Source organism: Rahnella sp. PD12R (assembly GCF_019200965.1).
Lineage (GTDB): Bacteria > Pseudomonadota > Gammaproteobacteria > Enterobacterales > Enterobacteriaceae > Rahnella > Rahnella laticis.
The window spans coordinates 398588-424514 of sequence record NZ_JAHTMS010000003.1; the positions used below are offsets into that span (position 1 = coordinate 398588).

21 protein-coding genes are annotated in these 25927 nt (G+C 54.2%); 5 read left to right on the plus strand and 16 right to left on the minus strand.

The window, feature by feature from the left end; translation table 11 throughout:
- Window positions 1-226: 226 nt before the first annotated feature.
- Window positions 227-1432, plus strand: coding sequence for an MFS transporter (locus KWG64_RS08895; protein WP_218521657.1), 1206 nt, complete (start codon window positions 227-229; stop codon window positions 1430-1432).
- Between the two features lie 80 nt (window positions 1433-1512).
- Here the strand turns inward: KWG64_RS08895 and KWG64_RS08900 are convergent, their stop codons facing one another.
- Together KWG64_RS08900 and KWG64_RS08905 are read right to left on the minus strand one after the other, a co-directional pair.
- Window positions 1513-2949 carry a glycoside hydrolase family 1 protein gene (locus KWG64_RS08900; protein ID WP_218521658.1) on the minus strand — a complete coding sequence of 479 codons (1437 nt, stop codon included), beginning with the start codon at window positions 2947-2949 and terminating at the stop codon, window positions 1513-1515.
- Between the two features lie 19 nt (window positions 2950-2968).
- The gene (locus KWG64_RS08905; protein WP_195813393.1) at window positions 2969-3898 is read right to left on the minus strand and encodes a nucleoside recognition domain-containing protein; all 930 of its coding nucleotides are present in this window, start codon (window positions 3896-3898) and stop codon (window positions 2969-2971) included.
- Between the two features lie 179 nt (window positions 3899-4077).
- Here KWG64_RS08905 and KWG64_RS08910 point away from each other — a divergent pair, with 179 nt between their 5' ends.
- Both KWG64_RS08910 and KWG64_RS08915 read left to right on the plus strand, forming a co-directional pair.
- Window positions 4078-4482 (plus strand): GFA family protein, encoded by a 405-nt coding sequence (locus KWG64_RS08910; protein WP_218521659.1) that lies wholly within the window; start codon window positions 4078-4080, stop codon window positions 4480-4482.
- 270 nt (window positions 4483-4752) lie between these two features.
- The gene (locus tag KWG64_RS08915) at window positions 4753-5784 is read left to right on the plus strand and encodes a methyltransferase (RefSeq protein WP_255562127.1); all 1032 of its coding nucleotides are present in this window, start codon (window positions 4753-4755) and stop codon (window positions 5782-5784) included.
- Between the two features lie 103 nt (window positions 5785-5887).
- Here the strand turns inward: KWG64_RS08915 and KWG64_RS08920 are convergent, their stop codons facing one another.
- Window positions 5888-6256 carry a YebG family protein gene (locus tag KWG64_RS08920; protein ID WP_218521660.1) on the minus strand — a complete coding sequence of 123 codons (369 nt, stop codon included), beginning with the start codon at window positions 6254-6256 and terminating at the stop codon, window positions 5888-5890.
- Between the two features lie 160 nt (window positions 6257-6416).
- On the opposite strand from KWG64_RS08920, the gene KWG64_RS08925 reads away from it, so the two are divergent.
- A complete protein-coding gene (locus KWG64_RS08925; RefSeq protein WP_218521661.1) occupies window positions 6417-6878 on the plus strand; it encodes a GNAT family N-acetyltransferase in 462 nt (153 codons plus the stop codon).
- A 66-nt stretch (window positions 6879-6944) separates the two neighbouring features.
- Here the strand turns inward: KWG64_RS08925 and KWG64_RS08930 are convergent, their stop codons facing one another.
- On the minus strand, window positions 6945-7667 hold the full coding sequence (locus KWG64_RS08930) for a sulfite exporter TauE/SafE family protein (protein WP_218521747.1): 723 nt from the start codon (window positions 7665-7667) through the stop codon (window positions 6945-6947).
- A gap of 137 nt (window positions 7668-7804) precedes the next feature.
- On the opposite strand from KWG64_RS08930, the gene KWG64_RS08935 reads away from it, so the two are divergent.
- Window positions 7805-8695 (plus strand): LysR substrate-binding domain-containing protein, encoded by an 891-nt coding sequence (locus KWG64_RS08935; protein WP_218521662.1) that lies wholly within the window; start codon window positions 7805-7807, stop codon window positions 8693-8695.
- Here KWG64_RS08935 and KWG64_RS08940 read toward each other — a convergent pair.
- From KWG64_RS08940 to KWG64_RS08995, 12 genes are all read right to left on the minus strand, one after another.
- On the minus strand, window positions 8686-10311 hold the full coding sequence (locus KWG64_RS08940; RefSeq protein WP_218521663.1) for an alpha,alpha-trehalase: 1626 nt from the start codon (window positions 10309-10311) through the stop codon (window positions 8686-8688). The genes KWG64_RS08935 and KWG64_RS08940 overlap by 10 nt on opposite strands.
- Before the next feature lie 71 nt (window positions 10312-10382).
- Window positions 10383-11789, minus strand: coding sequence for an alpha,alpha-trehalose-phosphate synthase (otsA, locus tag KWG64_RS08945; RefSeq protein WP_218521664.1), 1407 nt, complete (start codon window positions 11787-11789; stop codon window positions 10383-10385).
- Window positions 11786-12568 carry a trehalose-phosphatase gene (gene otsB, locus KWG64_RS08950; protein ID WP_370628635.1) on the minus strand — a complete coding sequence of 261 codons (783 nt, stop codon included), beginning with the start codon at window positions 12566-12568 and terminating at the stop codon, window positions 11786-11788. Before otsB ends, otsA begins: the two co-directional genes overlap by 4 nt.
- 206 nt (window positions 12569-12774) lie before the next feature.
- Entirely contained in the window at window positions 12775-13128 is a 354-nt protein-coding gene (locus KWG64_RS08955; RefSeq protein WP_195813401.1) for a DUF2493 domain-containing protein, read from the minus strand.
- Window positions 13129-13158: 30 nt separating this feature from the next.
- Window positions 13159-14826 carry a Na/Pi cotransporter family protein gene (locus KWG64_RS08960; RefSeq protein WP_218521666.1) on the minus strand — a complete coding sequence of 556 codons (1668 nt, stop codon included), beginning with the start codon at window positions 14824-14826 and terminating at the stop codon, window positions 13159-13161.
- A gap of 113 nt (window positions 14827-14939) precedes the next feature.
- Window positions 14940-17645 carry a magnesium-translocating P-type ATPase gene (gene mgtA / locus KWG64_RS08965; RefSeq protein ID WP_218521667.1) on the minus strand — a complete coding sequence of 902 codons (2706 nt, stop codon included), beginning with the start codon at window positions 17643-17645 and terminating at the stop codon, window positions 14940-14942.
- A 319-nt stretch (window positions 17646-17964) separates the two neighbouring features.
- On the minus strand, window positions 17965-18210 hold the full coding sequence (locus KWG64_RS08970) for a hypothetical protein (protein WP_195813404.1): 246 nt from the start codon (window positions 18208-18210) through the stop codon (window positions 17965-17967).
- A gap of 322 nt (window positions 18211-18532) precedes the next feature.
- The gene (locus KWG64_RS08975) at window positions 18533-19753 is read right to left on the minus strand and encodes a glycoside hydrolase family 5 protein (protein ID WP_218521668.1); all 1221 of its coding nucleotides are present in this window, start codon (window positions 19751-19753) and stop codon (window positions 18533-18535) included.
- Between the two features lie 195 nt (window positions 19754-19948).
- Complete coding sequence (locus tag KWG64_RS08980; protein WP_152323925.1) at window positions 19949-20629, minus strand: oligogalacturonate-specific porin KdgM family protein; 681 nt, start codon at window positions 20627-20629, stop codon at window positions 19949-19951.
- 66 nt (window positions 20630-20695) lie between these two features.
- A complete protein-coding gene (locus KWG64_RS08985; RefSeq protein ID WP_218521669.1) occupies window positions 20696-22864 on the minus strand; it encodes a right-handed parallel beta-helix repeat-containing protein in 2169 nt (722 codons plus the stop codon).
- Window positions 22865-22950: 86 nt separating this feature from the next.
- A complete protein-coding gene (locus KWG64_RS08990; protein WP_195813407.1) occupies window positions 22951-24516 on the minus strand; it encodes an MFS transporter in 1566 nt (521 codons plus the stop codon).
- A gap of 389 nt (window positions 24517-24905) precedes the next feature.
- Complete coding sequence (locus KWG64_RS08995; protein WP_218521670.1) at window positions 24906-25886, minus strand: VirK/YbjX family protein; 981 nt, start codon at window positions 25884-25886, stop codon at window positions 24906-24908.
- Window positions 25887-25927 lie beyond the last annotated feature (41 nt).

The following is a 25927-nucleotide window of genomic DNA, read 5'->3' on the forward strand; positions in this document are numbered from 1 at the left end:
TCAGGGAGGCAGAACGGGTTTATCACCCGCAGCGGGCAATACCTTTCATACTAGTCGTTTTAGCGGGGGGCAGTGGGTTTATTTTCCGCGTCACAACATATTTACAGGCCGGATATCTCTGTGTAATATCGCCGCCAGACATCAGGGTGCCCGCCCTTTTGCGTAAGCGTTAACGTCAACCAACGCACTTTCTGCAGGATAATCCTGCTCAATGTGCGGTGTATCTATGACTCAGCCTCAGACGTCGTTGGCGCGTCCTTCGTTTATTTTTAATTCTGCTTTTTTCCTGTTTCTTATCCTGCTCACAGCAGCCAATTTACGTTCTCCGATCACCGCCACCGGTCCGGTTCTGGCAGATATTTGCGCGACGTTTGGCCTGAGTGCTTCAGCCGCCGGGCTGCTCAATTTTATTCCTCTGTTCCTGTTTGCGGCTGTTGCGCCGCTGGCTTCGTGGGCGGGAAACAAAGCCGGGCTGGAGAAAAGTTTATGGGTCGCGGTTTGCCTGATCACGCTGGGTTCTGTGGTGCGCGTGACGCCGTATGCCAGCGGCCTGTGGGCCGGAACCGTGATCCTCAGCACCGGGATTGCTGCGGCAAACGTGCTGCTTCCGCCGTTAATAAAGCGCGATTTCAAACACCATACCGCCAAATATATTGGCCTGTATGCTTCAACCATGGCGATTACTGCCAGTCTCGCCTCCGGCATCGCGGCCCCTTTGCAGCACGTCAGCGGCTTTGGCTGGAAACTTTCGCTCGGCATCTGGATTGTCCCCGCCCTTATCGCCACCGTCGCCTGGCTGCCGCTGCTGAAAAATGCGCAACCGCGTGAATTACCGCATCAGCAGGCGGCTTCTGGCCGGTTGAGATCGCCGTGGAAATCCATGCTGGGCTGGCAGGTTTCATTGTTTATGGCGCTTCAGTCGATGGTTTTTTACACCCTGATAGACTGGTTCACGCCCTACGCCAGTTCACACGGCATCAGCCAGGAAAGCGCGGGCTGGATGTTATTTGCCTATCAGGCGGTGGCGATTGTGGCCAATCTGGTCTGCATGTCGGCGCTGAAAAAATACCGCGATCAGCGCGGGATCAGTTTCATCGCCTCGCTGGCCATTTTCACCGGATTAGCGGGGCTGCTGGTCTTCCCTGCTCTGCCCTTACTGTGGCTGGTTATTGCCGGTCTTGGCGCTGGCGCTTCCATGGTGATTTGCCTGTCGTTATTTAATCTGCGGGCGACAGATCATCGTCAGGCGGCAGCACTTTCCGGGATGGCACAATGCGTGGGGTATGGCGTGGCGGCGCTGGGGCCGTTAGTTTTTGGCATGTTGCACGAAGTCAGCAACGGCTGGACGGTGCCTTTGATTGTGCTGACGGCAGTTAACGCGCTACAGCTGGTGATTGCCCCGCTGGCAGGGCGCGCCAGACAGATAGGATAACGTTGCTTCTTAAATTTGTTATTAAAAAAATTCAGGCGGATTTCTCCGCCCGTTTTTTCGTAATTTGTCACATCACCGTTTTAGCTGATATCTGCGCCGTTGGTGGCGATCACTTTCTGGTACCAGTGGAAAGATTTTTTCTTGTAACGGTTGCCGGTGCCGGAGATTTTGTCATCGAGATCGACATAAATCAGGCCGTAGCGTTTGCTCATTTCGCCGGTGGACATACTCACCAGATCGATACAGCCCCACGGCGTGTAACCCATCAGATCCACGCCGTCTTCAATGGCTTCAGCCATTGCAGCGATATGCTGGCGCAGATAGTTGATGCGGTAATCATCGGCGATAAAGTGGTTTTCATCCGGCTTATCGACGGCACCTAACCCGTTCTCAACAATAAACAGCGGCTTTTCGTAGCGGTCATAAAGCTGGTTCAGCGCGATGCGCAGGCCAACCGGATCGATTTCCCAGCCCCAGTCGCTGGCTTCGAGGAACGGGTTACGTGCGCCGCCAAGCAGATTGCCCTGCGCAGACACCGCGTCGGGATTGGTTTTGTTGATGGTTGAAGACATGTAATAGCTAAAACCAATGTAATCCACCGTGTGCTGTTTAATCAGCGCCAGATCGTCCGGCTGAATGTCCAGCACGACGCCCTGCGATTCCCACAAACGTTTGGCGTAGTACGGATATTTCCCACCCGCCTGCACGTCCGCGCAGTAGAAGTTAAACGCTTGTGTCTCTTTCAGGGTTTCCAGCTGGTTCACCGGATTGCAGTCGTATGCGTAGTTGGTGGCGAACAGGATCATGCAGCCGATCTGAATCTGAGCATTCGTTTCGTGGGCAATTTTGACCGCCAGGCTGCTGGCCACGAACTGGTTATGCCATGCCTGGAATTTGGCCTGTGCTTCCAGCGCGCCGGTTTTGACCGTCAGCCCCTGGCTCATGATCGGGAAATGTGCCGCACTGTTGATCTCGTTGAAAGTCATCCAGTATTTCACTTTATGACCAAAGCGCGTCAGCACCGTGCGCGCAAAACGCTCGAAGTGGCCGATCAGTTCACGGTTTTTCCAGCCACCGAATTCGGTCGCCAGATGCAGCGGCATTTCATAATGGGAAATAGTGATGACCGGCTCGATACCGTGCGCGATACAGGCGTCGATCACTTTGTCATAGTGCGCCAGACCGGCTTCGTTCGGCTGTTGCTCGATGCCGTTCGGATAGATACGCGTCCAGGCGATAGAGAAGCGGTAACATTTGAAACCCATTTCCGCAAACAGGGCAATATCTTCCTCAAAACGATGGTAGTGATCGATGCCCTTGTGGTTCGGATAGGTGTGTTTCGCGGTATCCAACGTGAAATCAAATTCCGGCGAAGAAACAATGCTTAACCGGTCTTTACCGCCGGGAATGGCATCGACAATCGACAGCCCTTTACCGTCCTGATCGTACGCGCCTTCGACCTGATTGGCCGCCGTTGCGCCGCCCCACATAAAGCCTTGCGGAAACTTCTCTTTCATAAAAAACTCCCTTGAACAGTCAAAATACCCATGCGTGAATCATGCTGCGAATGAGGATGCCGATGATCGCGCCCGGCAGCGCATAGCGGAACAACCGGACGAAGCGGCTGGCGATCCCCAGAAAAATACCGATACCGGGCAAATCGAGCGTCTGGATCAGAAAACCGCTGGAGGCATTGACCTGCTGCGGGGAAAACAGCCCGCGATGGATCAGGTCAGACACCACGCCGTAATAGGCGGTGCCGCCTGCCAGCATTTTGGTCAGCGCGGGCAGAACGTACACGTCCGAAATACTGAAATACCCCAACACCGGCCCGAGCAGACGGGTCAGAAACTCAATCGCTCCGGCTTCTTTTAAAATACCGACCACGGTCAGCGAGAGGATCAGCATCGGCACGGAACCCAGCGCCAGACGGATTGCATCCGAACCCGCGCCATTAATGATGGCGATCAGTCCTTTGCCAGCTTTATCTTCCAGCGGATTGCCCTCGCGTTCCAGCGCGGTGGCCGAAAGACGGCGGCCAAACAGATAGTAAGTCGCACTGGCCGCGCCGAGCCCGCCGGCAATAGAAATGATAATCGCCGCACCCCAGTGCAGGCCGTAAGGAATAAGCGGATAAAACACGTTGCCCTGCCCCATGGCGAAAAGCATTGCCAGCGTGGCGGCGAGATGGCGGTCAGACGTCCCTCTCTTTTCCATCATCGCCAGGGATGCCAGCGGTGCGGCGAAACTCACAAAATTCAGCTGGATCAGGGCAAACACGGCCATGCCCGTGACGCCAAAAGGGCGTAAAACCGGTGTCACCAGCCGGACAATCCCGTCGAGAACGCCACGAACTTCCAGGTACTTCATGATGATCAGCATGACCACCATGATTGGGATCAGCGTGTAAAGCGCCACGTTAACTGAGGCTTTCCCCGCCGAGAGAATGATCCCGATAATGTCCATTACCCGCTCCGCAAAAATAAATTGCCAGTAACATAGCGCCAACCCGACGTGTTGTCATGCGGTTGAGCAATGATAAAAAAGCGGCTAACGTAACTGAACGCCTGTCAGCTTCGATGAAAACAGTCAATACGGTGAACCGGCTAACCCCCTCATTTGCCGGACGATCTCAGGAGATTTCCATGTCAGATAAAGTGTCCGCCCAATGTCATTGCGGTTCGGTTGTCTTCAGCGCCGTACTGCCCGATGGTTATAACAACGTGCTCCGCTGCAATTGTTCGTTCTGCCGTATGCGTGGCGCGGTCGTCGTTCCGGCTCAGGAAGTGGACGTCATTAAGGGCAAAGATAAACTCACCGAATACCGGTTTAACACCGGCGAAGCCGCGCATTATTTCTGTTCTGTATGCGGGATTTACACCTTCCACCAGCGCCGTTCCAATCCTGAATTTTATGGCGTTAATGTCGCCTGCATCGAAGGCGTATCGCCGTTTGACTTCCCGGTAGTCAGCGTCAGCGACGGGATTAATCATCCGAAAGATGGCGGTAAAGGCGGCGTGGCGGGATATATTCGTTACGAATCGAAATAAATACGGGGCTAACGAATTAGCGACGGGGAATTAATTAAATGGCGTTCTTGTAACGCCATTTTTATTTTATCAAATAAAGTCGCGTCCCGTTTAAATGACAGCGGCCCGTTATCTTTACGGATTTATCTTTTCTTAATTTATCCTGACATTGTCGTTTCTCTTTTTCTGTCCTACTGTTTTCTCCGAGAATAATTTATCTCTATGGACAAATAAAATTGCAACATAGTTTTGCAAATTTATTCGCATTTAAATTTTGCGTGGAGAATTATTGTGACTAACACAACTGTTGCTATTTCAGAAAGTGATTCGGCTGCTTTGCATTTATTAGAGCAGGCAATGGGATATACTTTTCAGGCGTCATTACGCGCCGTGGCGGAGTTATGCGTTGCCGATTGTCTGGTTAAAGGCCCGAAAACGCCCGATGTGCTGGGTAACGAACTGGGCGTCAACCCGCGACAACTCTACCGCGTGATGCGGATGGTGGCGTCTAAGAATATCTTTAAGGAGCATGAAAACGGTGAGTTTTCCCTGACGCCTTCCGCTGAATTTTTACGTTCGGACGTCCCCGGTTCCCTGCGTGCAGCGGTATTAATGCTGACACATGAAACACTCTGGCTTCCGCTTGGCAATGTCATTGAAAATATTCGCGGCGAATCCGCCTTTAAAAATCGTTACGGCATGAATTTCTATGAATATTGGGCGCGGGAAAGTGTGCATGACGGTATAAATGATTTTGACCGCGGAATGTCTTCCATGTCTTCGGTTGAAAATAACTTTATCGTCCGGAGTTATCATTTCCCTGATAAATCAACCGTCGTGGATATTGCCGGTGGCATGGGCGGATTATTATTAAAAGTGTTGCAACATAATCCGACACTGCACGGTATTTTATTCGATCAGCCTCAGGTGTTACCTAAAAACCGTCTCAGTGAGCTGGGCGATGATTCCCGCTGGGAATTGCATCCCGGCAGTTTCTTTGAATCCTGCCCGACGGCGGATTTTTATATGTTGAAATACATCACGATGGACTGGCCGGAAGAACAGGCGCGTAAAATACTGCGCACCTGCCGCAATGCCATGCATGCCGGTTCGAAGCTGCTCATCATGGAACCGGTCATTCCGCGCGGAAACGCCTGGCACGGCGGCAAGGAAGTCGATCTGCTTTTGCTGGCAAGTTTTGATGGCGGGCAAACGCGTTCCGAAGATGAAATCAAAGCACTGCTGGCGAGTGCTGATCTCAGGCTGAACCGCATTATTGATACAGGCTGCTACGTCTCGATTGTTGAAGCGGAAATTCGCTGATTTCTGGCAGGAAACGTTGAGGAAATGCAGTGATAAAGGGGCACGCGGGAAATTGCCGGTGCGTGCCCTTTCTGTTTCTGGCGCTCTCTATGACAAAGACCAGTCAGGCGGCTTTTACAGCGCGGGCTTTTTTCGGTGCGGGTGCTGCTTTTTCTTCGGCTTCAGCTTCAACTACTTCTGCGTTGTCAGGCTCTGCGGTTTCTTCAGCAGTTTCCTGAACGACGACCGCTGCGGCTTCCGGCATTTTACTGGTGCGCAGGATATGCTGAACGGCATCTTTTTGCTCGGCGAGGTGCAGCGCAATGTTTTCCGCCAGTACTTCGTCGATCTCAAGCCCGCTTTGCGACAGCCACTCGGTGAAGGTATCTGCCATATCGAGCATCTTGTCGTAAGCGTCTGCATCTTTTTTATTGGCAAATGTCATTTTCTCTTCACCTTTTCTGACGACAACAAATTTTGTTTCAACAGCCATGACTCGCTCCTTATACTGTAATTATATACAGCATATTAATGATGAGTGCAGGATACATCATTCGGCCAGCTTTTTACAGCCCGACTGTATGAAATCTCGACCGGCCTGCGCTACATTCGTACGGTGACCATTAAAACAACCGAAACTCGCGGAGAACACAGTGACAGAAACCGACGTATACCAGTGGACAAAGGGCGCATTTCATATCACCACGGATAAAGCCGCGCAGGATATTCCGGCGATCCATCGTTACCTGACCCGCTCAACGTGGGCTGCCGGAATTGACGAGCAAACCGTGCGCGATTCCGTGGAAAACAGCCTCAACTTTGGTCTGTTTGAAGGCGAAAAACAAATCGGTTTCGCCCGTTTTATCACTGATTACGCCACCTTTGCTTACCTGTGCGACGTCTATGTGCTGGAAGAATATCAGGGTAACAACCTCGGTGGCTGGCTGGTGGAATGCTGCCAGTCGCATCCGGTTTCCGCGCGCGTGCGCCGCATGGTGTTGTTCACCACCACCGCGCCCTGGTTGTATAAAAAGTTTGGCTATGAACCGGTAAACCGGCCAGATTATGCGTGGGCGATAACCCGGCCTGATATTTATCTGAAGAAAGACAGCTAGGTTCAGTCTTTGCGGTAGCGATTATCTGAAAACTGGCAAACTGTCCTGTCTGTTGTAACCGTGAATTTACGGATTCACGGCATCCCAAAACAGTGACAGCCCCGCCAGCATTAACATACCGTCAACGAAGCGGTGGAAAGTTTTATCCGACATTTTGACCACGAACTTTTTGCCGATCATCATCCCCGCAACCAGCGTCAGGCCAACCAGCAATCCGCTCAGTAAAACCGATCCCGGCATCGCGCCGATGGCACGAAAAGTGGACGCTTTCGCCAGATAAATGGCAAACGACGCCGCCGCTTCCGTTGACAATAACGCGCCCTTCGCCAGCCCGTAACCGGCAAAAACCGGGATTGTCAGCGGACCGGTCGAAAACACCACGCCGGTCAGAAACCCCACCAGCGCGCCGCTCAGCGCCAGTTGTCCGTCACTGAGCGACAGCGTTTTCTTTCTGGCCCAATGTCGCAACGGGATCAGCAGCAGGAAAAAAAGACCGATTAGAAGATTAGAAAGCGTCGCTGGCAGCGCCCACAGCGTGTTCGCGCCGAGTATGGCCGCTGGAATACCCGGCACGGCGTACAAAAAGAATGCTTTCAGGTCGATGTCTTTGCGCCAGAGGATGACGCGCGAAATATTCCCCACAATGGCCGCGACGGCCATAACAGGGATCGCTGTTTTCGGGCCAAAAGTATAAGCCAGCGCGGGAAGCAGCATGATAGAAGAACCGGTGCCGACAATGCCGCTGATCATGCCCGCCAGAACGCCAATCACAATTATGACTCCATACATCATCACGTCGTATTTTCCTTTTCGGGATATTCACCGCCGCGATAATAGCGTTAAGGAAAAACCTGAACCCGTGATAAAAAGTCACACCTCAGTGAGTAAAATGTTGCGATTAAAACGTTGTGAATAAAGGAGTCGCCATGCACGCCCTTCCTCCTCTGACGGCTTTACGGGCTTTCTTCGTTGCCTGCCATGCGGGCAGCTATACTGCGGCGGCGCAGGAGTTGTGTATTACGCACGGCGCAGTCAGCCGCCATATTCAGGTGGTGGAAAAATGGTTCGGGGTGAATTTATTCAGCAAAGAAGGCCAGCGGCGGGTGCCGACGCCGTATGCGCTGGAGCTGGCACGTGAGCTGGGCAGCGCCTTTGATACGTTATCGGATATCGCCCTGCGCTACGGCAACGGCGGGCGAAACAACGTTTTCAACGTCAGTGTGCCGACCACGTTAAGCCTGAAGTGGCTGCTGCCGCGTCTGGACGATTTCTACGCCCGTTTCCCGCAGGCTAATCTGCAAATCTCCACTGCCAATACTGAGCAGCTGCATATCGTCGGGCATTATGATTTGCTGATCCGCCGCGAAATCAGCGCGACAGAATATTCTGCGATTCCGTTTTTGCAGGACACGCATTGTCTGATGGCCTCGCCGGCGCTGCTTAAACGCTTTGCGCTGCGAACGCCGGAGGATGTGCTGAATTGTCCGAGGATTGAAACCCTGACGCGGCCGGGGCACTGGAATCAGTGGCTGGCGGTTGCCGGGTTGCAAAACGCGCCGGTCAGCGGTTTCCGGCGTTACGATCACTTTCATGTTTCGCTGCACGCGATGCTTGAAGGGATTGGCGTCGGGCTGGGGCCGGTCAGTACGTTATCTGCGGAAATCAGCCGCGGAAATCTTGTACCGCTGTTCCCGCGTATCACGGTCGCGCCCTGCCAGTATCACGCCCTGACGCCGGTCGGCGTGCAGAAAACACTGCTCCATCAGGAGTTTGAGCGCTGGCTGGTGATTCAGGGCGCGTCAGACCTTTACTCGTAATTCTCGCCATACAGCCCGATCAGGCGGCGGACGACGCCGTTGGTCCAGCCGAAACCGTCCTGAAGCGGATATTCACCGCCGCCCCCTTCGCGCGCGGCGCTGCCGGAGATGTGGTATTTCTCAATCAGCTTGTGATGTTTCTGATAAAACTGATTCACCGTGCGCAGCCAACTGCGGGCGATTTCGTCACCCAGCGCGTCATTGCCGTACAGTTTGAAGCCCTGGATCGCCATCCATTGCAGCGGTGCCCAGCCGTTTGGTTTATCCCATTGTTCGCCGGTTTCAAACTCCGTCGCCAGCAAACCGCCGGACGTCAGCAGGCGTTCGCGCACCACGGCGGCGACCCTTTCGGCCTGTCCGTGCGTCGCAAGCCCGACAAACAGCGGCACCACGCTGGCGGCAGAAAACAGCGCCAGTCGCTGACGGTGCCAGTCGTAATCGCGGAAACACCCGTCTTCGTCATCCCACAGATAGCGGGTAATCGCGTCGCGGCGGATCTCCGCTTTCTTCCGGAACAGCGCCTGCGTCTCGGCGTTGCCTTTCAGGCCGGAGATATTCGAGATTGCACTTTCCAGTTTGTAGAGGAACGCGTTCAGATCGACCGGAATAAACTGTGTGGTGCGGATACTCGCCAGTCTGTCCGGATCGCGCAGCCAGCGTGAGGAATAATCCCAGCCGGAGGCCGCACCGGCGCGCAGATCGCGGTAAACTTCATTAGCCGGGCGGCTGGAATGCTTCGCCGTCTCCACGTCTTCGCGCCACGATTCATCACGTGGCGTATCCCTGTCGTCCCAGTAGCGGTTCAGCAGCGTGCCGTCCGGCAGGCAAACCACGTGACGGTACGCCTGATTGGGCATCAGCGATTCCGCGCCATCCATCCAGAATTCATACTCTTTCAGCAGATGATCCAGATAACGTCGCGCACCGCGCACGCCGTCCTCCTCGAACAGTTCGACCATCAGGGCAAATACCGGCGGCTGCGAACGGCTGAGATAATACGTCCGGTTGCCGTTGGGAATATGCCCGTACATCTCAATCATCCAGGCGAAATTATCCGCCATGGTGCGCAGCAAATCGTTGCGGCCGCTTTCCGCCAGCCCCAGCATGGTGAAGTAGGAATCCCAGTAATAGGTTTCACTGAAACGTCCGCCCGGCACGATATACGCCTGCGGCAGCGGCAAAAGCGACGACCACGGCACATGATCTTCCGGCTGGCGCGTCAGCACCGGCCAGAGTTTATCGATGTGCTCTTTCAGGGAGTCGCCCGGATCGCTGACGTATTCATCGCCGTGATGGGCCGGTAAGGAAAAGTGCGCATCAACAAAGCGTTGCAGGTTAAAACCGGGATGATTTTTTATCCGGCGGTAGCGCAGCAGAATGTCCAGCGGATCCATTTTCGGCGGGCAGTCCGGGAAGGTTTTGCTGTCTTCAAACAGGTGCGAAGACTGTACGGCGGTGAACAGTTCCATGTAGCGATCCGCCGGAGTTAAGGCATCGGACGGCGGCAGGCCTTCGATCATTTCCGGTTCCGGCTCGGCGTCCATCATCCGGTCGAGGATCAGTTCAATGGGTTCCAGTTCAGGGAATTCGTTCGTCTGTAATTTAGCGTTTTGCATATGCGACAAGCCTCTGCATTGCGTTAAAAATGACACAGCCCTTATTCAGGGCTGTGTTGAGAGAAGTTTTCTCAGGCGACGGCGTTATGCGCAACGTCGTGGGGTGAAATGGCCAGCAAATCCTGCAAATAGCTTTCGCCCCAGTGCGTAATATCGTTTTTACGCAGGACATCCATCATGTCGTTGTAGCGTTCACGGCGTTCTTCCAGCGACATCGTCAGCGCCTTATCAAGCGCGGCAGCCACGTCGTCACGGTCATACGGGTTGACAATCAGCGCCGCCGTCAGTTCATTCGCCGCACCGGCAAACTGCGACAACACCAGCACACCGGGGTCTTCAGGATCCTGCGCCGCGACGTACTCTTTCGCCACCAGATTCATGCCGTCGCGCAATGGCGTGACCAGCCCGACGTCGGTCAGGCGGAACAGTTTCATCAACAAACTGCGCTGGAAATGCTGATTGAGATAGAACAGCGGCGTCTGGTTCAGGCTGCCGTATTTCCCGTTGATGCGTCCGACTTCAGTTTCAAGCTGGTGACGCAAATCCTGATACGCCTGCACATCGCCACGCGACGTTGGCGCAATCTGTGAATACCGCACTTTGCCGCGATGCTGCGGGAATTTCTCCAGCAGTGCCTCGAACGCCAGAAAACGCTCCGGCAGCCCCTTGGTGTAATCCAGACGTTCGCAGGAAATAATGTTTTTCGCCTCGCGCAGCTCGCGTTCCATGGCGGCCATTTTAGGCGGCAACGGCCCTTCCGCCATTTTACGGATGCTCTCCGGCGCAATGCTGATCGGATAAACCCCGGTCTGGAACGTGTTGCCGAACGCCTGATGCAGACAGGTATTGGATGGCTGCAAGGTGGTCAGCTCGCCGAGATTATCCAGAAACGCCTGACGGTCGCCTTCGGTCTGAAAGCCCAGCAAATCGAAATGCGACATCATCTCCAGTAGTTCGTTATGCGTCGGCACGGCATTAAAAATTTCGGGTGTAGGGAATGGAATATGCAGGAAAAAGCCGATGCGGTTTTTTACGCCAAGTTTGCGCAGCGCGGCGGCAAAAGGAAGCAAATGGTAGTCATGGATCCACAGAATATCGTCGGGTTTTATCAGTGGTTGCAATCTTCTCGCCAGCAGATCATTGACGCGGCAGTAGCCTTCCCAGGCTTCACGTTGGAAATCCACCAGGTCGATGCGGTAATGAAGCGCTGGCCAGAGTACGGCATTCGAAAACTGGCAGTAATACAGATCGTAATCGTTTTGATTGAGCGGAACCGAGGCGTAGGTGATGCCGTCCTCTTCCACCAGACTGAGATCATCTTCCTCTTCGCCGGAGATTTCACTGATTTCTCCGTTCCAGCCAAACCACAGCCCGGACGTGTTTTTCAGCGCATCCATAATACCGACGGCAAGCCCACCCGCGGATTTCGACCCGTCAGGAATAGCAATACGGTTAGATACGACAACCAGGCGGCTCATAGTGTTGTCTCCTTATTATTGGTAGTTAAGTGACGTTGTAACGCTTCCAGCCACTGATACACATCGCTGACGCGTCCCAGACGGTAGCGCGCATGGCTGGAGCCCTCTCCGACCTTCACAGAAATCCCCTTCATGGCATTGACGACCTGAAAGCCCTTTTCATCGGTCAGGTCATCGCCGACAAACACCGGAATACGCCCCGCGAACGGCGCCTGATGCATAAACGTCGTGATTGCGGAGCCTTTATCGTTGCCGCGCGGCTTAATTTCCGCCACGCATTTTCCGCGCTGAAGCATCAGGTCGGGATACGCGGCGACTGCAGATTCGGCCAGTTGCAGAACCTGCTGCTGAAAAGCCGGTGCCTGACGGTAATGCAGGGCAAACGCCATACCTTTGGCTTCGAGCAGCGTGCCCGGCATTGCGGCCATGCCCTGCTCGAGCTGCTTTTGCAGCGCATGCGCCACATCCTCAGGCAACGTCACGCGGTGCAGATTCCCTGCGGCGTCGCGCAGTTCTGCACCATGCACGCCCGCCGCCGGTAACCGGAGCGGCGCGGAAAGCTGGTCAAGCTGTTCAACCGGACGCCCTGAGATCAGCGCCAGTGCGCCCGAGGTGGCCGCGGCCAGCGTTTTCAGATTATCGCGAACGGAAGCGGGAATGATGACGGCGTCCGGCTCGGCGCAAATTTCGGCGAGCGTGCCGTCAACATCAAAAAAGAAAGCATATTTCCCGCCACTGAGAGCGGGGATCGGGGGCGTCTCTGTGGTGGTATCCTTCAGTTCTGTGGTCAATTTTATTCTCCTGTATACGTAGCCGGTTGCGCTGAATCGTTATCACTGTTAACGAAAACGGCGCGGCGCAACCTCTCTACAATTGAATAAATATAACCTCTTATAAAGTGTTTGCCGGGACTATCAGAATAATCCAGAAACCGGTTTCCCGAATATTCGTAAAAAATTGCACTTAACTCCCGGCATTTTTGTCGTTACAGATACTGTTCAATTTCAATCACTTTAATTCCTTTGCTTTTCGCCAGCCCGATACAATCGGCGGTATCCTCTCCGCCAGAAAATGCCAGAATAATATCCGGGCGGCTGTCCTCTAACATGAAAATATTCCGGCGGATTTCTGCATATTTACCGTGCGCCGCCCAGTTGGCGGGATAGCGCACGATATGAACGCCCGCATCCCGCGCCCAGCGCTCGATTGCGCCGCCGGAGGACTGATGTCCCCCGTGGATCAGTACGCGGATATTTTGCGATTGCGAATATAAATCCAGTACCCGCGTCAGCGTACTGATACCGGTATAAAACCGGCCTGAACAAATAAGCACTCTCATGAAGTTTTCCTGTTGTTTTTATTATGGGATTTACACGTCTGCGTTATTTTCAATTATGGCCCGTAATTCATCTCCCCGCCGGTCAATAACCGGATAAGCCACGGCGGCAATATGATGATGTACACGGCGGTAATCGCGTAAAACACGCTGGAAAATATCACCGGATTCCGCCCACGCATTTTTATCATCGCGCAGCTTTTTAAAATGCTCACGGCTGGCGGTGGCTTCAATCTGGCGAATCACCTCTTTTCGCGCCACCAGCTGATGCGCCGCGTCGTGGTCTTCGCCCAGAAATGCGGTCACGGCCAGACGCTGGCTGGTGAGGATTTCCGTATGCAGCAGCGCAATATTGTTGCGCTCGAACTCGCTGAACGTCTCGCCGCGCCGCGTCCTGCGGGCAGCCAGCTCCGCCAGGCTGCTGGAGAGAATGTCACCCGCATGTTCGACGTTAATCACAAACATCAAAATTTCCTGCGCGCGGTCAGCATCGGCGTCGCTCAGCCCGTCGTGCGCCAGATCGGCCAGATACGCCCGGATCGCCGCACTCAGCATATCCAGCGACTGATCCAGCTGACGGATTTCCATGCGGCTGCCCTTCTCCGGATTCTGAAACAGTACCTGCAAGCGGTCGAGCATAATGTTGAGCATGTCGGCTGCGCGCAGGGATTCACGCACGGAATTGGATAAACCGATGTACGCAATATCCAGCCCGGTTTCGTCAAGATACACCGGCATACCCGGATCACCGGCACGCGCCTCTTCCGGGAAAAGCCGCTCAAGCAGGCGGGCGACTGGCCCCGTCAGGCCGATAAATACCAGCGCCAGCACGGCGCTGAACGCGGTATGAAACCACACCACCAGCTGCGGCGTGGTCAGCGCTAAATTATCAGCAAGACGCGCCAGTAACGGCATAAAGGCCAGTGCCACCACGCAACCGGCGCAGCGGATCAGCAGATTGCCCACGGGCAGGCGGCGGGCGACGGCTTTTCCGGCATTCAGCACCGGCGGCAGCGCGCCACCGATGTTCGCGCCGAGCACCAGCACCATGGCGGTGACAGGCGTCATGACGCCCGTCGCTGCCAGCGAGGCGATCAGTAAAATCACCGCCACGCTCGAATGGCAAACTAACGTGAGGATCACCGCCACGGACAGCGCGATCAGCGTATCGCCCTGTAACCCGGACATCACGGCGCGGAACACCGGCGTGGATTCGATGTGTCCGAGCGTTGCGCCCAGCAGGCTCAGCGCCAGCAGCATCAGCCCGAGGCCAATCATCGCGCAACCGGCGCTTTCAAAGCCGGTATGGTCGCGCATTTTAAAGACGATAAATCCGCTCAGCATCAGCAACGGAACCGCAATCGCGGTGTTGAAACTCATCAGCTGAACCACCAGCGTCGAACCGACGTTGGCACCGAGCATCACGGCCAGCGCAGGCGCGAGGCTCAGCGTTCGGGCGGCGGTAAACGAGGTGGCCATCAGGCTGACGGCGGTGCTGCTTTGCAAAAGGCAGGTAATGCCCACGCCGGACAGCAATGCCATCCCGCGATGTTTAAGATGACGCCCCATCCAGTGGCGTAACGGTGTCCCGAATCCGCGTTGCAGCGCGGAGGAAATCATGTGGGAACCCCACAGCAGCAGGGCAATTGCGCCTGCCAGGTTGATCAGTAAGGTGGTGCCAGATTGGGTTGTTGCAAACATAATCGCTCCCCTTTTTCAGGGTTGTCATTGTGAAGCGTGGTGCTATTTTCAGTCTTAAAACGGTGCCGCAAAGCGCTGCGGCACCGGTCAGGTTTTAATGAGAAATCAGAACATCAGAACCACTGTTTAAAACGACGGATGTAGAACGTTTTCATGCCCTGTGCGACGCAGCAGTACGCCAGCAGCGTACCGGCCAGCCACGGGAAGTACTGCCACGGCAGCGCCTGTAACCCGACGATCGGCCCCAGCGGAGAGAACGGCACATAGATACCGACCGCCATCACCAGCCCGGTCATCAGCATCACCGGCCACGCCGCCGTGCTCTGGATGAACGGGATTTTCTGGGTACGCAGCATATGCACCACCAGCGTCTGGGACAGCAGCCCTTCCACAAACCAGCCGGACTGGAACAGCGTCTGCATATGTTCACTGTTGGCGCTGAACACGTACCACATCAGGGCAAACGTCGTCATGTCGAAAATGGACGACGTCGGACCAATCCACACCATGAAACGGCCAATGTTTTTGGCATCCCATTTACGCGGTTTTTTCAGGAACTCCTTGTCAATTTTGTCCCACGGCAGCGCCAGCTGGGAGATGTCATACATCAGGTTTTGCAGCAGTAACTGAATCGCCAGCATCGGCAGGAACGGGATAAACGCACTGGCGACCAGAACGGAAAACACGTTGCCAAAGTTGGAGCTGGCGGTCATGTTCAGGTACTTCATGATATTCCCGAACGTTTCGCGCCCTTTCAGCACGCCCTCTTCCAGCACCATCAGGCTTTTTTCCAGCAGAATGATATCGGCAGATTCTTTGGCGATATCCGTACCGCTGTCGACGGAAATCCCGACGTCCGCGTCACGCAATGCCGGTGCATCGTTGATACCGTCACCGAGGAATCCGACCGTGTGGCCGTTGGCCTGCAACGCTTTCAGCACCCGCGATTTTTGCAGCGGCGTCAGTTTTGCAAACACCGTGCGCTCTTCCACCAGCTCACGCAGCGTGGCGTCATCGAGGCGTTCAATCTGCGGCCCGAGCAGCGGTTCGCCCGGAGCTAATCCCACCTGATGACAGATGCGGCTGGTCACGACAGCGTTATCGCCGGTCAGCACTTTCACGCCCACGCCGATATCACGCAGCGCCGCAATGGCAGGGCCGGCAGATTCTTTCGGCGGATCGAGGAAGGTCAGGAACCCTTGCAGGATCAGGTCGTGCTCATCGGTTGTGCCGTACTGTTTTTTCGCCTCACTTTTGCGGATGTCGCGGGTCGCCACCACCAGCACGCGGAACCCTTCCTGGTTGTAGTCATTCGCCAGCGCCAGCAGTGCCTCACGGCGTGCCGGAGTCAGCTCCACCACCGCGCCGTTTTCCTGCATGTGGGTGGAAATACTCAGCATCTCCTCTACCGCACCTTTACAGATCAGCAGATGATTTTCCTTCGCATCTTTCACCACAATCGACAGACGGCGGCGGACGAAATCGAACGGCATTTCATCCACTTTGCTGTAACCCTGAGGCCGGGTGAATTGCGAAACGCCATTCTCGGAGAAGTGCAGAACCGCCTGATCCATCAGGTTTTTGATGCCGCTCTGGTGATAACTGTTCAGCCACGCCAGCGCCAGCACGGACTCGTCTTTTGCTCCTTTTGTGTCGATGTGGTGCTCAAGAATGATTTTGTCCTGTGTCAGCGTGCCGGTTTTATCGGTACACAGAATGTCCATCGCGCCGAGGTTCTGAATGGCGTTCAGACGTTTGACGACCACTTTGCGTTTTGCCATCGCCATCGCGCCCTTCGCCAGATTGGCGCTGACGATCATTGGCAGCATTTCCGGCGTCAGCCCGACGGCGACCGCGACGGCAAACAGCAGCGCGTCCCACCATTCGCCTTTCATGATGCCGTTGATCAGGAAGACCACCGGCACCATCACCAGCATGAAGCGGATCAGTAACCCGCTGACGCTGTTCACGCCGCGATCAAACGCCGTCTGCACGCGGGTGCCGACAATGGCTTTCGCCAGCGAGCCAAAATACGTTCTTGCCCCGGTCGCCACGACGACGGCCTGCGCCGTGCCGCTGACGACGTTGGTGCCCATGAAACAAATGTTGGGAATATCCAGCAGGTTTTCATTTTCCGCACTTACGTCGCTGGCCGATTTTTGCGCCACGTCGCCCAGCGTGTCGTACTTTTCAACCGGCAACGCTTCACCGGTCAGCACGGCCTGGCTGATGAACAGATCCCGCGATTCAATCAGACGGACATCCGCCGGGATCATATCGCCCGCATAAAGCTGCACGATGTCGCCGACGACCAGTTCGCGCATCGGGATTTCACGCAGCGAACCGGCTTTTCCCATGCGGTCACGGCGCAGCACCGTGGCCGTGGTTCTGACCATGGCTTTCAGCGCTTCAGCCGATTTCGCTGAGCGATATTCCTGCCAGAAACGGACGAGCCCGCTCAGCACCACCATCGTGCCGATGATGTAAACCCCGGTCAGATCGGTTTCTTCTCCGGCGCGCAGCGGAAACCAGAAATCGGTGAAGAAGCTGATGACGGCCAGCACGGCTAATACATAGATGAACGGGTTGTTAAAGGCCTTCACCATCTGAATCAGCGCGTGAGGCGGCTTGTCGTGGGCGACTTCGTTGTAACCTTCTTTCTCCAGACGCGTGGCGGCACTGGCTTCCGTCAGGCCATCGCGGGTGGCGTTAACGTTAATCAGCGTCACCGCGACGCCGTTTTTCGCTTCCTGCGCGGCACGCATGGAGAGCGTCTGTTGTTTCTTTTTTTCTTGTGTGGTGTTGTTTTGTACAGTCATGGTGGTGCTCCTGTCGCGCAACAATAGGGGCATAATATCTGTAAGCCTTATTTCAGGCGGCAGAATATTGCCCGTATCGTCGAAACGATCGGTATTTTCATTTATTTTATGCAGGGCTATCCGCTGTTTATTTTAAGATAAACAGAGCAAGCCTTATTGTTTGTCTTTTATTTCTGCTTCAGGTTTCGCCGGGCGGAATTATTCTCTGAAATAACACAGTCGAAACAGTTCAACGGAATTAAATCAGCGATATTCCTGCCGGAAAACGATCAGGCAGTAATAAGGACGAGATCCAGCGCGGGATAAACCACGGGCTAAATCAGGCGGGGGAAAACCGACTTTGAGGTTCTTCGCTGTCAGCCATGATGCAACGCTGTTCAAGCTGGCCGGTCACAGGACTGACGCGCCAGGTGGTCACGCGAAGATTCATGTTGCTGATTTTAGAAGAAAAAATTGAATGCGAGTCTTTGCCGCGCGCAGCCAGAACCCTGTCTCGGGACGGACGGACACGCAGAAGTGATGTCAGGGTTTTGACATCAGGGTAAAGGATTGATTTGAAGTTCATAACACACCCCGGGACCGTAAACACTCAGGTTGAGGTGAGATAACACAAGAGCATCAGGCTCTGGCGAGGCGCACCCAAACGATGAAATGATCACAGTCGATTTCATGTTTAATATTCCGAAGCGCCGGTTCAGCGTCATTCGGGAAGCTACTAGATACAGTGTCCATTAGTCTCTTATGTTAAGTGAGGAAAGGCCGCAACTTCCGGCACGTGCAATTTACGCATGCTGTATATTATTGTCAACCCGTAAACCGCTATTAAAAGTGTTCGTTTATATTTGGGCGAGGTTACGGCGAAATATAAACGAACATCAACAACCTTATTATTTCGACGATGGCAGACTTTCTGCCAGCCTGCGGCTGATCGGTTCGAACTCCGGCGTTGCGCGGCGTTTCAGATTGTCCGGCTTATTTTGTTCAATCGCCTGCCAGTATGACCACGGCACTTTGCCTTTGCCCAGTTCGTAATCCATCGCGTCCCAACTGTCTTCGCGAAAACTGTAAAAGGCCCAGTGCGCCTGATTTTTGTCGAGCACGGAAAGCACGTCATCCAGATACTGGCGGCAGTCGTTCAGCATCCTCACGCAGCCAAACTCACCGGCGACCATGCGGCTGGCAGGAATGCCCTGCTGTTTCGCCCAGTCGAAAGGTTGCTGAAGATAATCCGCCACGCGTTTTGCATCCCATCTTTCAGGCTTTCCGCTGAAAGGAACATCGCCCGGATACGTAAAAGGCCGGTCGCGTTTGAGATTGGGTCCGCTGGTCTCTTCATAGGGTTCATACATATGGAAACTGTACAGCACGCGCGGGTCTTTGAGCGGCTCCGGCCAGTAACCGAAACTGTCGGCGGCAGCGTACCAGCCGCTGTCCACCATCACCGGCGTAACCGGGTCCACCTCGCGAATGGCCTGAATCAGCAGGGTATAAAACGCCGGTAAATCACGCGCGGTGCCCTGATGCTGCTGATACCAGCGCTGCATATCGGCCTGTGACGCATGTTCCTTCACCCCGCCATTTTTCTCCGGGGCCGGTTCGTTGATGAGATTATAGGCCGCGACGCCGGGCGTATCTTTCAGCTCTCGGGCAAGGTCACGCCAGAAATCCGCGCTCTGCTGCCAGTATTTTTTATCCTGCCAAAGCCGCCCGTCAAATTTGTTGCCGTTGTTCTGCGACCAGCGCATCCCCGGCAGCGACAGCGGCGTGATCACTACTTTCAGCCCGGCGGCGTGCGCACGTTTGAGCGCAGCTTTCAACGTGGCCAGATCTTCCGGCACCAGCCCCTGATAATGGTCGGCGTCTCCCAGCAGGAAATCACGCTGCGCGGGTTTCCATTTGTCGTAAGACAGGCGCACCCAGCTTGCGCCATAGCCCCGCAGCGCCGAAAAATACGCGTCGTCCGGCGGCAGGCGGTTGAAACTGTTGCCGCCATATTCAGGCGTATTCCAGAAAGCGATTTCATCGGAGGCGCTGGCTGGCGTTGAAACCAGGATACTGAGCAACAAGGCGGCTAAAGGCAGTTTTGCAGGTGTGATTTTCAGAGTCATAAATTCCGTTTCATCAGTCAGTTTTTTGATTCGTAGTGACGTCATCATCTACGTGAATGCGCCACACTAGCGAAATCATGGCAAAACCGCATGCTCCCTCACCGGAAATTTGAACGGGCGCACGGAGTGAGACAAAAAAATGCCGGTCAGCGCAAACTGACCGGCGGCATATTCCGGCATTCATTCCGGTATTTATCAGAACGAATATTGAATCCCTAAACGGAAACGCGTCTGACGTTCGTCGGTAGTTTTTCTGACAGAAACATCACCGACCTGAACATATGGCGTCCAGTTTTTATTAATATTATAAGCGACCTTCAGATCCTGCTCATAATCCCATTTATCGTTGTCATATAAAATCTGGTCGCTGTGCTTATAAATATAGTTATATTCAAAGCGCCAGTCGGCAAGACGATATCCCAGCCAGATTTCACCGCGATTGGTTTTACGGTCTTCGGTATTTTCTTTGGTATAACGGGTATATTCATAACGATAGCGTGCATTAAAGTAAATGCCGCTGTCGAAGGTATATCCGGCGGTTAAAAACGGTTTGTAGATGCTGCTGTCAGAGCTGGATTCGAGCGTGAATCCCGGTTGCAGGAAGAACGCTGGCGTCACTTTATACTGATAGCTGATGGTGCTTTCAGTGCCGTTATCCACCAGATTATTAAAGGGTTTATTGGGGTTGTCACCCCCGGATTTCCACTTGGCTTCCAGTGAAAAGCCAAAACCATTGGCGAACCGGTGTGAAACTAACGCCCTGTCTTTATGTTGTTTACTGTCATCGAGCCATTCATGGCGAAGATCGATCGTTACAGCCTGGCTGCTGGCGCTGGCCAGCAGCAGACCGCAGATCAGCAGTCTGTTATTTTTCATTTTTTAAGTCCCAGAGATATTGAGTTTTTTATTTTATAAGTAATGCTTGTTATTCATCACGCTGCTTTATTTTCGTTTCAAAAAGTCAGCGTAATTAAATCCGCCGTCAGAAAGACGGGTAACCGGATCCGGCAGCCTGAGAGAAATAAACTCTCCCGGCATCATTTCTTTATTCAGAGTATTCACGCTTTTGTTATTCAGATAAAAATAATTACTCTCATCGATATTGCCGCTGACAGAATCGTCATATTTTCCCGGCGCGGTACGCAATGAAATATTGTCTTTGAAAACACCCTGCTTATCCGCAGTGGTGTACGGCGACGGACGGAACAGGAAGTTGAAGCGTTTGTTGTCCACCGCGCGGTTGCCTTCAACGTAAAGCGCGCCGGGGTTGAAGTTGTCGGTGAAGCCGTCCATACCGTTTTCCACCGCCACGTTGTTCAGCACGCGGTGCGCCACCGGCAGACCTTCTCCACCCAGCTTGAATCCGTTACTGCCGTTGTGAACCGACAAGCTGTTTTCGATCGTGACGCTGCCGTTCGGGCCGTCTTCGATTTTGTTGAACAGGTCGAATCCGTCATCCACGTTGTCATGTGAATAGCAGTTCACCAGCCGGTTGCCCTCGCCCACGCGCATTTTGACCGCAAAACCATCGGCATTTTTACGCCCCGGATCCTGATTTCCCCAGGATTCAGAATTGCTGATGAGGTTATAGCTGGCCCACAACGCCCGGCCAATGCCGTCCGGCGAGGCGACCCAGATGCCGGTATCGTCGGCATGATGGGCTTTAACGCGGTCAATATGGTTGTGACTTCCGGCAATATGAAAACTTTTCTGCGTGACGGTAATGCCCTGCACATTCCAGAAACTGGCTTCGAGTTTTAAACCGTTAAACACCGCATTTTCACCCAGCGGACGCAGCGTTTTCAGTTTTGCCTGAGTGCCGCTGGCGGTGGCCGTGATCACGCTGGCCGGATAGTCACCGTCAGCCAGCCACAGTGTGCCGCCGGGCGCCAACAGATCCACCGCACTGGCGAAATCCAGCGGATGCGTCTGCGAACCGTCGTTTTCAGCCGTGCCCTGCGGCGAGACATAAAGCGCATCAGGATTGCTGACCAGCGCCATACGAACCGCAAATTCCTGCGTCAGCGGTTTCCCGCTTTCGGGCGTGAACGTCACTTTCAGCGTGGTGGAAGGCTGCCCGGCGTGGAACGGCACGGCAACCACTTCCCCACCCTGAACGGTTTTCTGCCGTAACAGCGGCTTATTACCTTCATCTATCTGCAACTGGCCGTCGCCGTTAGTGCGCAGCTGAAATACGCTGTCGCGGCGCGCGATGACCGGCGAAGACATGACTTCAATGCGCGGTTTCAGTGACGGTGTCACGTAAGCCGCAGAAGGCAGGGAATGCGCTTCGCTGAGAGTCAGTTTCGCGTGACTGACCGTGATTTTGGCATTGCGCGATGCGAAGAAGCCGACGTAATACCCGGTTTTATCCAGCTGTGTGACCCGGTCTGCGCCTTCAGCAGATTTTACCGTCCACTGGTCGCTGCCCTGCGGCGCATAGGCAACATCAAAACCGCTGTCCGTTCGCGTCAGCCGCAGTGAGAAATGTGCGGGCGTGGTCAGCGGGTGGTATTCCTCGCGCACAATGCCGATCCCGGTATTTCCCCACGGCTGTCTGACGCCCTGCCGTGCAATCAACGCCACGACCGGCGGCTTATCGCCCACTGCCATCACGCTGTTCATCACCATATTTGAGGCAGCCGGTAACTCCTCAATGCCCGGTTTGGTGACCGGCTCGCGCGGTGCGCCGAGGATGTCGCGCACCAGTAATCCCGCGCCTTCCTGACCGGCCGGTTTCGCGCCGTTTTCCGGGCCAAACTGATCGAGCGTGATATCGGCTTCCAGCTGGAAATTCGCCTCCGCGGGCAGACGCGTATAGAAATAGGTCAGGCCGTCGTGGCTGTTCCCCACTTTGCCGCCACGGCTTTCCAGCGTAAACGGTGTGGTCAGCGGAATACCCGTTGCGGGAACGGGCTTATCCTCTGCCAGACGCACTTCGTTCATGCCTATTTTTTCCGGCAATACGTTGGTGGCGAAATTGACGTCGGTGGACTGACCAAAAGTGATGCTGTGCCAGCGCAGATTTTCCGGTTCAGGCAATGCGGCGGCTACGCTGTGTGTGCAAATCCCGAAGGAGAGCGCGACCACAGCCAGTTTGTATTCCCACATAGTTTTTCTCATCCTTAAAAAATACGGGGTCGCTGGCCGGTTATCCCGGCCAGTCGGTGAGTTCAAAATACAGTGTGATGCTGAAATTACGGCTGTTGCGTGGTGCCGGTCAGCGGTTTAGGCACATCCACGCTGACGGCGGGCGTGTTGAAGATTTTGCGGCATACCGCGCTGTTGCCCCAGCATTCTTCATACGGATGGCCGATCAGCTCTTCCATGACCGCGCGTGCGTCCGGCTTGATATGGCCGATGGCGCCGCCCGCCTTGATACGCGCCACTTCGCCGAGCACCACCAGATGCGTTTTACGGTTCAGTTTCATCTGGTTACTGAACAGCATCGCCATCAGCGCAAGGCCGATGACCCCGATGCAGAACACCAGTGCAATCGCCATCACTGCACTTTCCGGCTGGGTATGCGATTTGGACTGGAAGCCGTAGAAGCTCAGAATCGCACCCATCACAAACACGATCACCGAGCGCATCAGCTTGCCGGAGAAGGTCATCGCCCCGGCGTAGATCCCTTCGCGACGACGGCCGGTAAAGGCTTCATCCACATCAGCCAGGAAGGTGTAAACCGTCCAAGGAATGTAGTAAACGCCGCCGGTGCCGATACCGAAAATCACGGTAATGGTCAGCATCGCCACGGTCGCGTACTGCTGCGGCAGGTGCAGGAAATGCAGCAGGCTGTAGCAAAGGACGGAGAACACCACGATGCCCAGCGCCAGAATGTATGGCTTGCTGAAGCCGTGTTTCACGCAAATACCGATGAAAATCGCGGTAGAGAACAGTTGCAGAATGGAGTTCAGGCTGCTCAGCCCGGCGACCATGGTCGGGTCATATTGCAGAACGAAAATAATGAAGTAGGTGAAGACCGACGCGAAGAGCCATTCTGCCCCAAATCCGCACAGATACATGCCCAGATGCTTACGGAATACGCGCAGGTGGAACGTCGATTTCATATCGCGTACCAGCGTCAGCATGGTTTTGCCGAGGCTCATTTTGGTTTCGTCAACCGGCGTGGTCTCTTCCACCGGGCGTTCCCAGGATGACAAATACAACAGGCCGATGGCAACGCACAGGATCACCCCGTACGTCAGTGCCGTGAAGAAGAACGGCTGCGCGGAGTCTTTGCCGTAAATCAGGATGAACTGGCCGGGAATGAAAGCCGCCAGGAAGTTTGCCACTTTACCGAAAATCGCCTTGTAACCGGTCAGTTTAGAACGGGCCGAGAAGTCGGTAGTCATTTCGGTCGCGAGCGTTTCATACGGCACCATGACCGAGGTATAAATCAGCTCGAACAGCACGTAGGTGGACAGGTAATACCAGAACCCGAAGCCTTCGACCCACAGCAGCGGGTAGAACATCATCAGCGGTACGCCGAGCAAGATGAAGAAACGGCGGCGGCCAAAGCGTTTGCCGAGGCGCGTTTTACCAAAGTTATCCGAGAGGTAACCCATCAGCGGGTTACTGATGGCGTCAATAATGCTGGCAACCGAAAAGATGGCAGAAGCCTGAAGCAGGGTCAGGCCGCAAAACGTGGTGTAGAAATAAAGCAGCCAGATCCCGGCAATCGCCAGCGCCCCGCTGCCCAGTAAATTCCCACCGCCATACGCCAGCTGATGTTTAAATAAAATTGGTTTTTCTGTGTTCATGTGTCGTTCCGCCAGAGAGTTTAGAAATATGAACCGCTGTTTCGTTTTTATAGAGATAGCGTTTTATATAGGCGGAATGAATGAATAGATGTGAATCAGTTCACATTTGAAAGCGCGGCGGGTGATTTGTCAGGCAATTTTGCGATACGTGTAACATTCCCGTCCATTAAAAAATCACAATTCGAGAGAATGTTCATTTTGCATTAGTTTGGAGTTGAATGGTTTGCTGACTATTACTAATCAAAACCATGACTTAACCTGGGGAAAAATCTTAGGATTTCTTTTCACTTTAAGGTGAAAGGTCGTGCATGAAAGGGGTAAAACAGGCCATTCCCTGGCCTTATTGCCTGCTACAGCGGGTAATTCTGATTCATAAATCGCCCGGAATATCAGGCTTTCAGCAGTGACGCTGTGCTTTCGCTGAGTTCATCGAGCAAGGTATAGCGTTTACGGTATTCGGAACGCTTTTTGCTCGGGATCTCTTCCATGGTTTTGCGTGGCAGTTCCAGCGGAACGTCATATAACGCCGATGAATACACCGTCGCACTGATGGAATCCCAGAATTCGTTATAGCTGGCGACAAACACATTTTTCTTACGGTGACGGTAACGGAGGCTGCGGAAAACGTGCCCGGTATCGCTGACGGCCAGAATGCGTTTCACACCGGTCATTTCTGCAATGCGTTGCAGGCTTTCCAGTAACAGACGTTTTGGAAACAGCCCGTAGCAGGATTTGGTCGCCTGTTTAATCACTTCATGCGGCGTTGAACGGTGTGCGCCCTGGAAACCGCCGACTACGATCGTCGGCCCTTCCGGGCGTTGCACCACGCTGAACGTCAGCGCTGCGAGACGGATTTCATTCATGTAAAGGAACATGTTGGCTTCGCCTTCACGTTCTGATTTGCCGATGGAACCCAGTACAACGCGGAAGCTTTCGCCGTCTTTGCCTGCAAATTGCGTGACAGCGTAACCTTCTGCACTCAGCAAAGCTTTTTTTAGCGTCGTATTAGTGAGGCTTTTAACAAATTCGTAGTGATCGACCAGCGCATCTGCACGCCCGGCGGACGGCAAACCGAGATACAAATAGGGCTTGTGAATTTTATTGGGCAGTTTGGTCTGCACGCTTAGCGCTTCCTGCCAGACCGGCTCTGCGGCCATCTTGTCGAGCACCTTCAACGTATCCAGCGGGTGCAGCAAGGTTCGTACGGCGTATTTCACGCGGAACATGCGGTTTTTCCACAACGCATCCGGAGTACGTGCGCCACTCAGCAGATCCATAAACAGAGTGAATCCACTGGCTTTTTTAATGTTTTTTCCAGCGGAGTAATTTCCACTGAGGGATTCGGTTTCGTTAAGGGATGAGTGTTCCATGATTGATTTCCAGTGCCTGAAATAATCACGGTATCACCTGA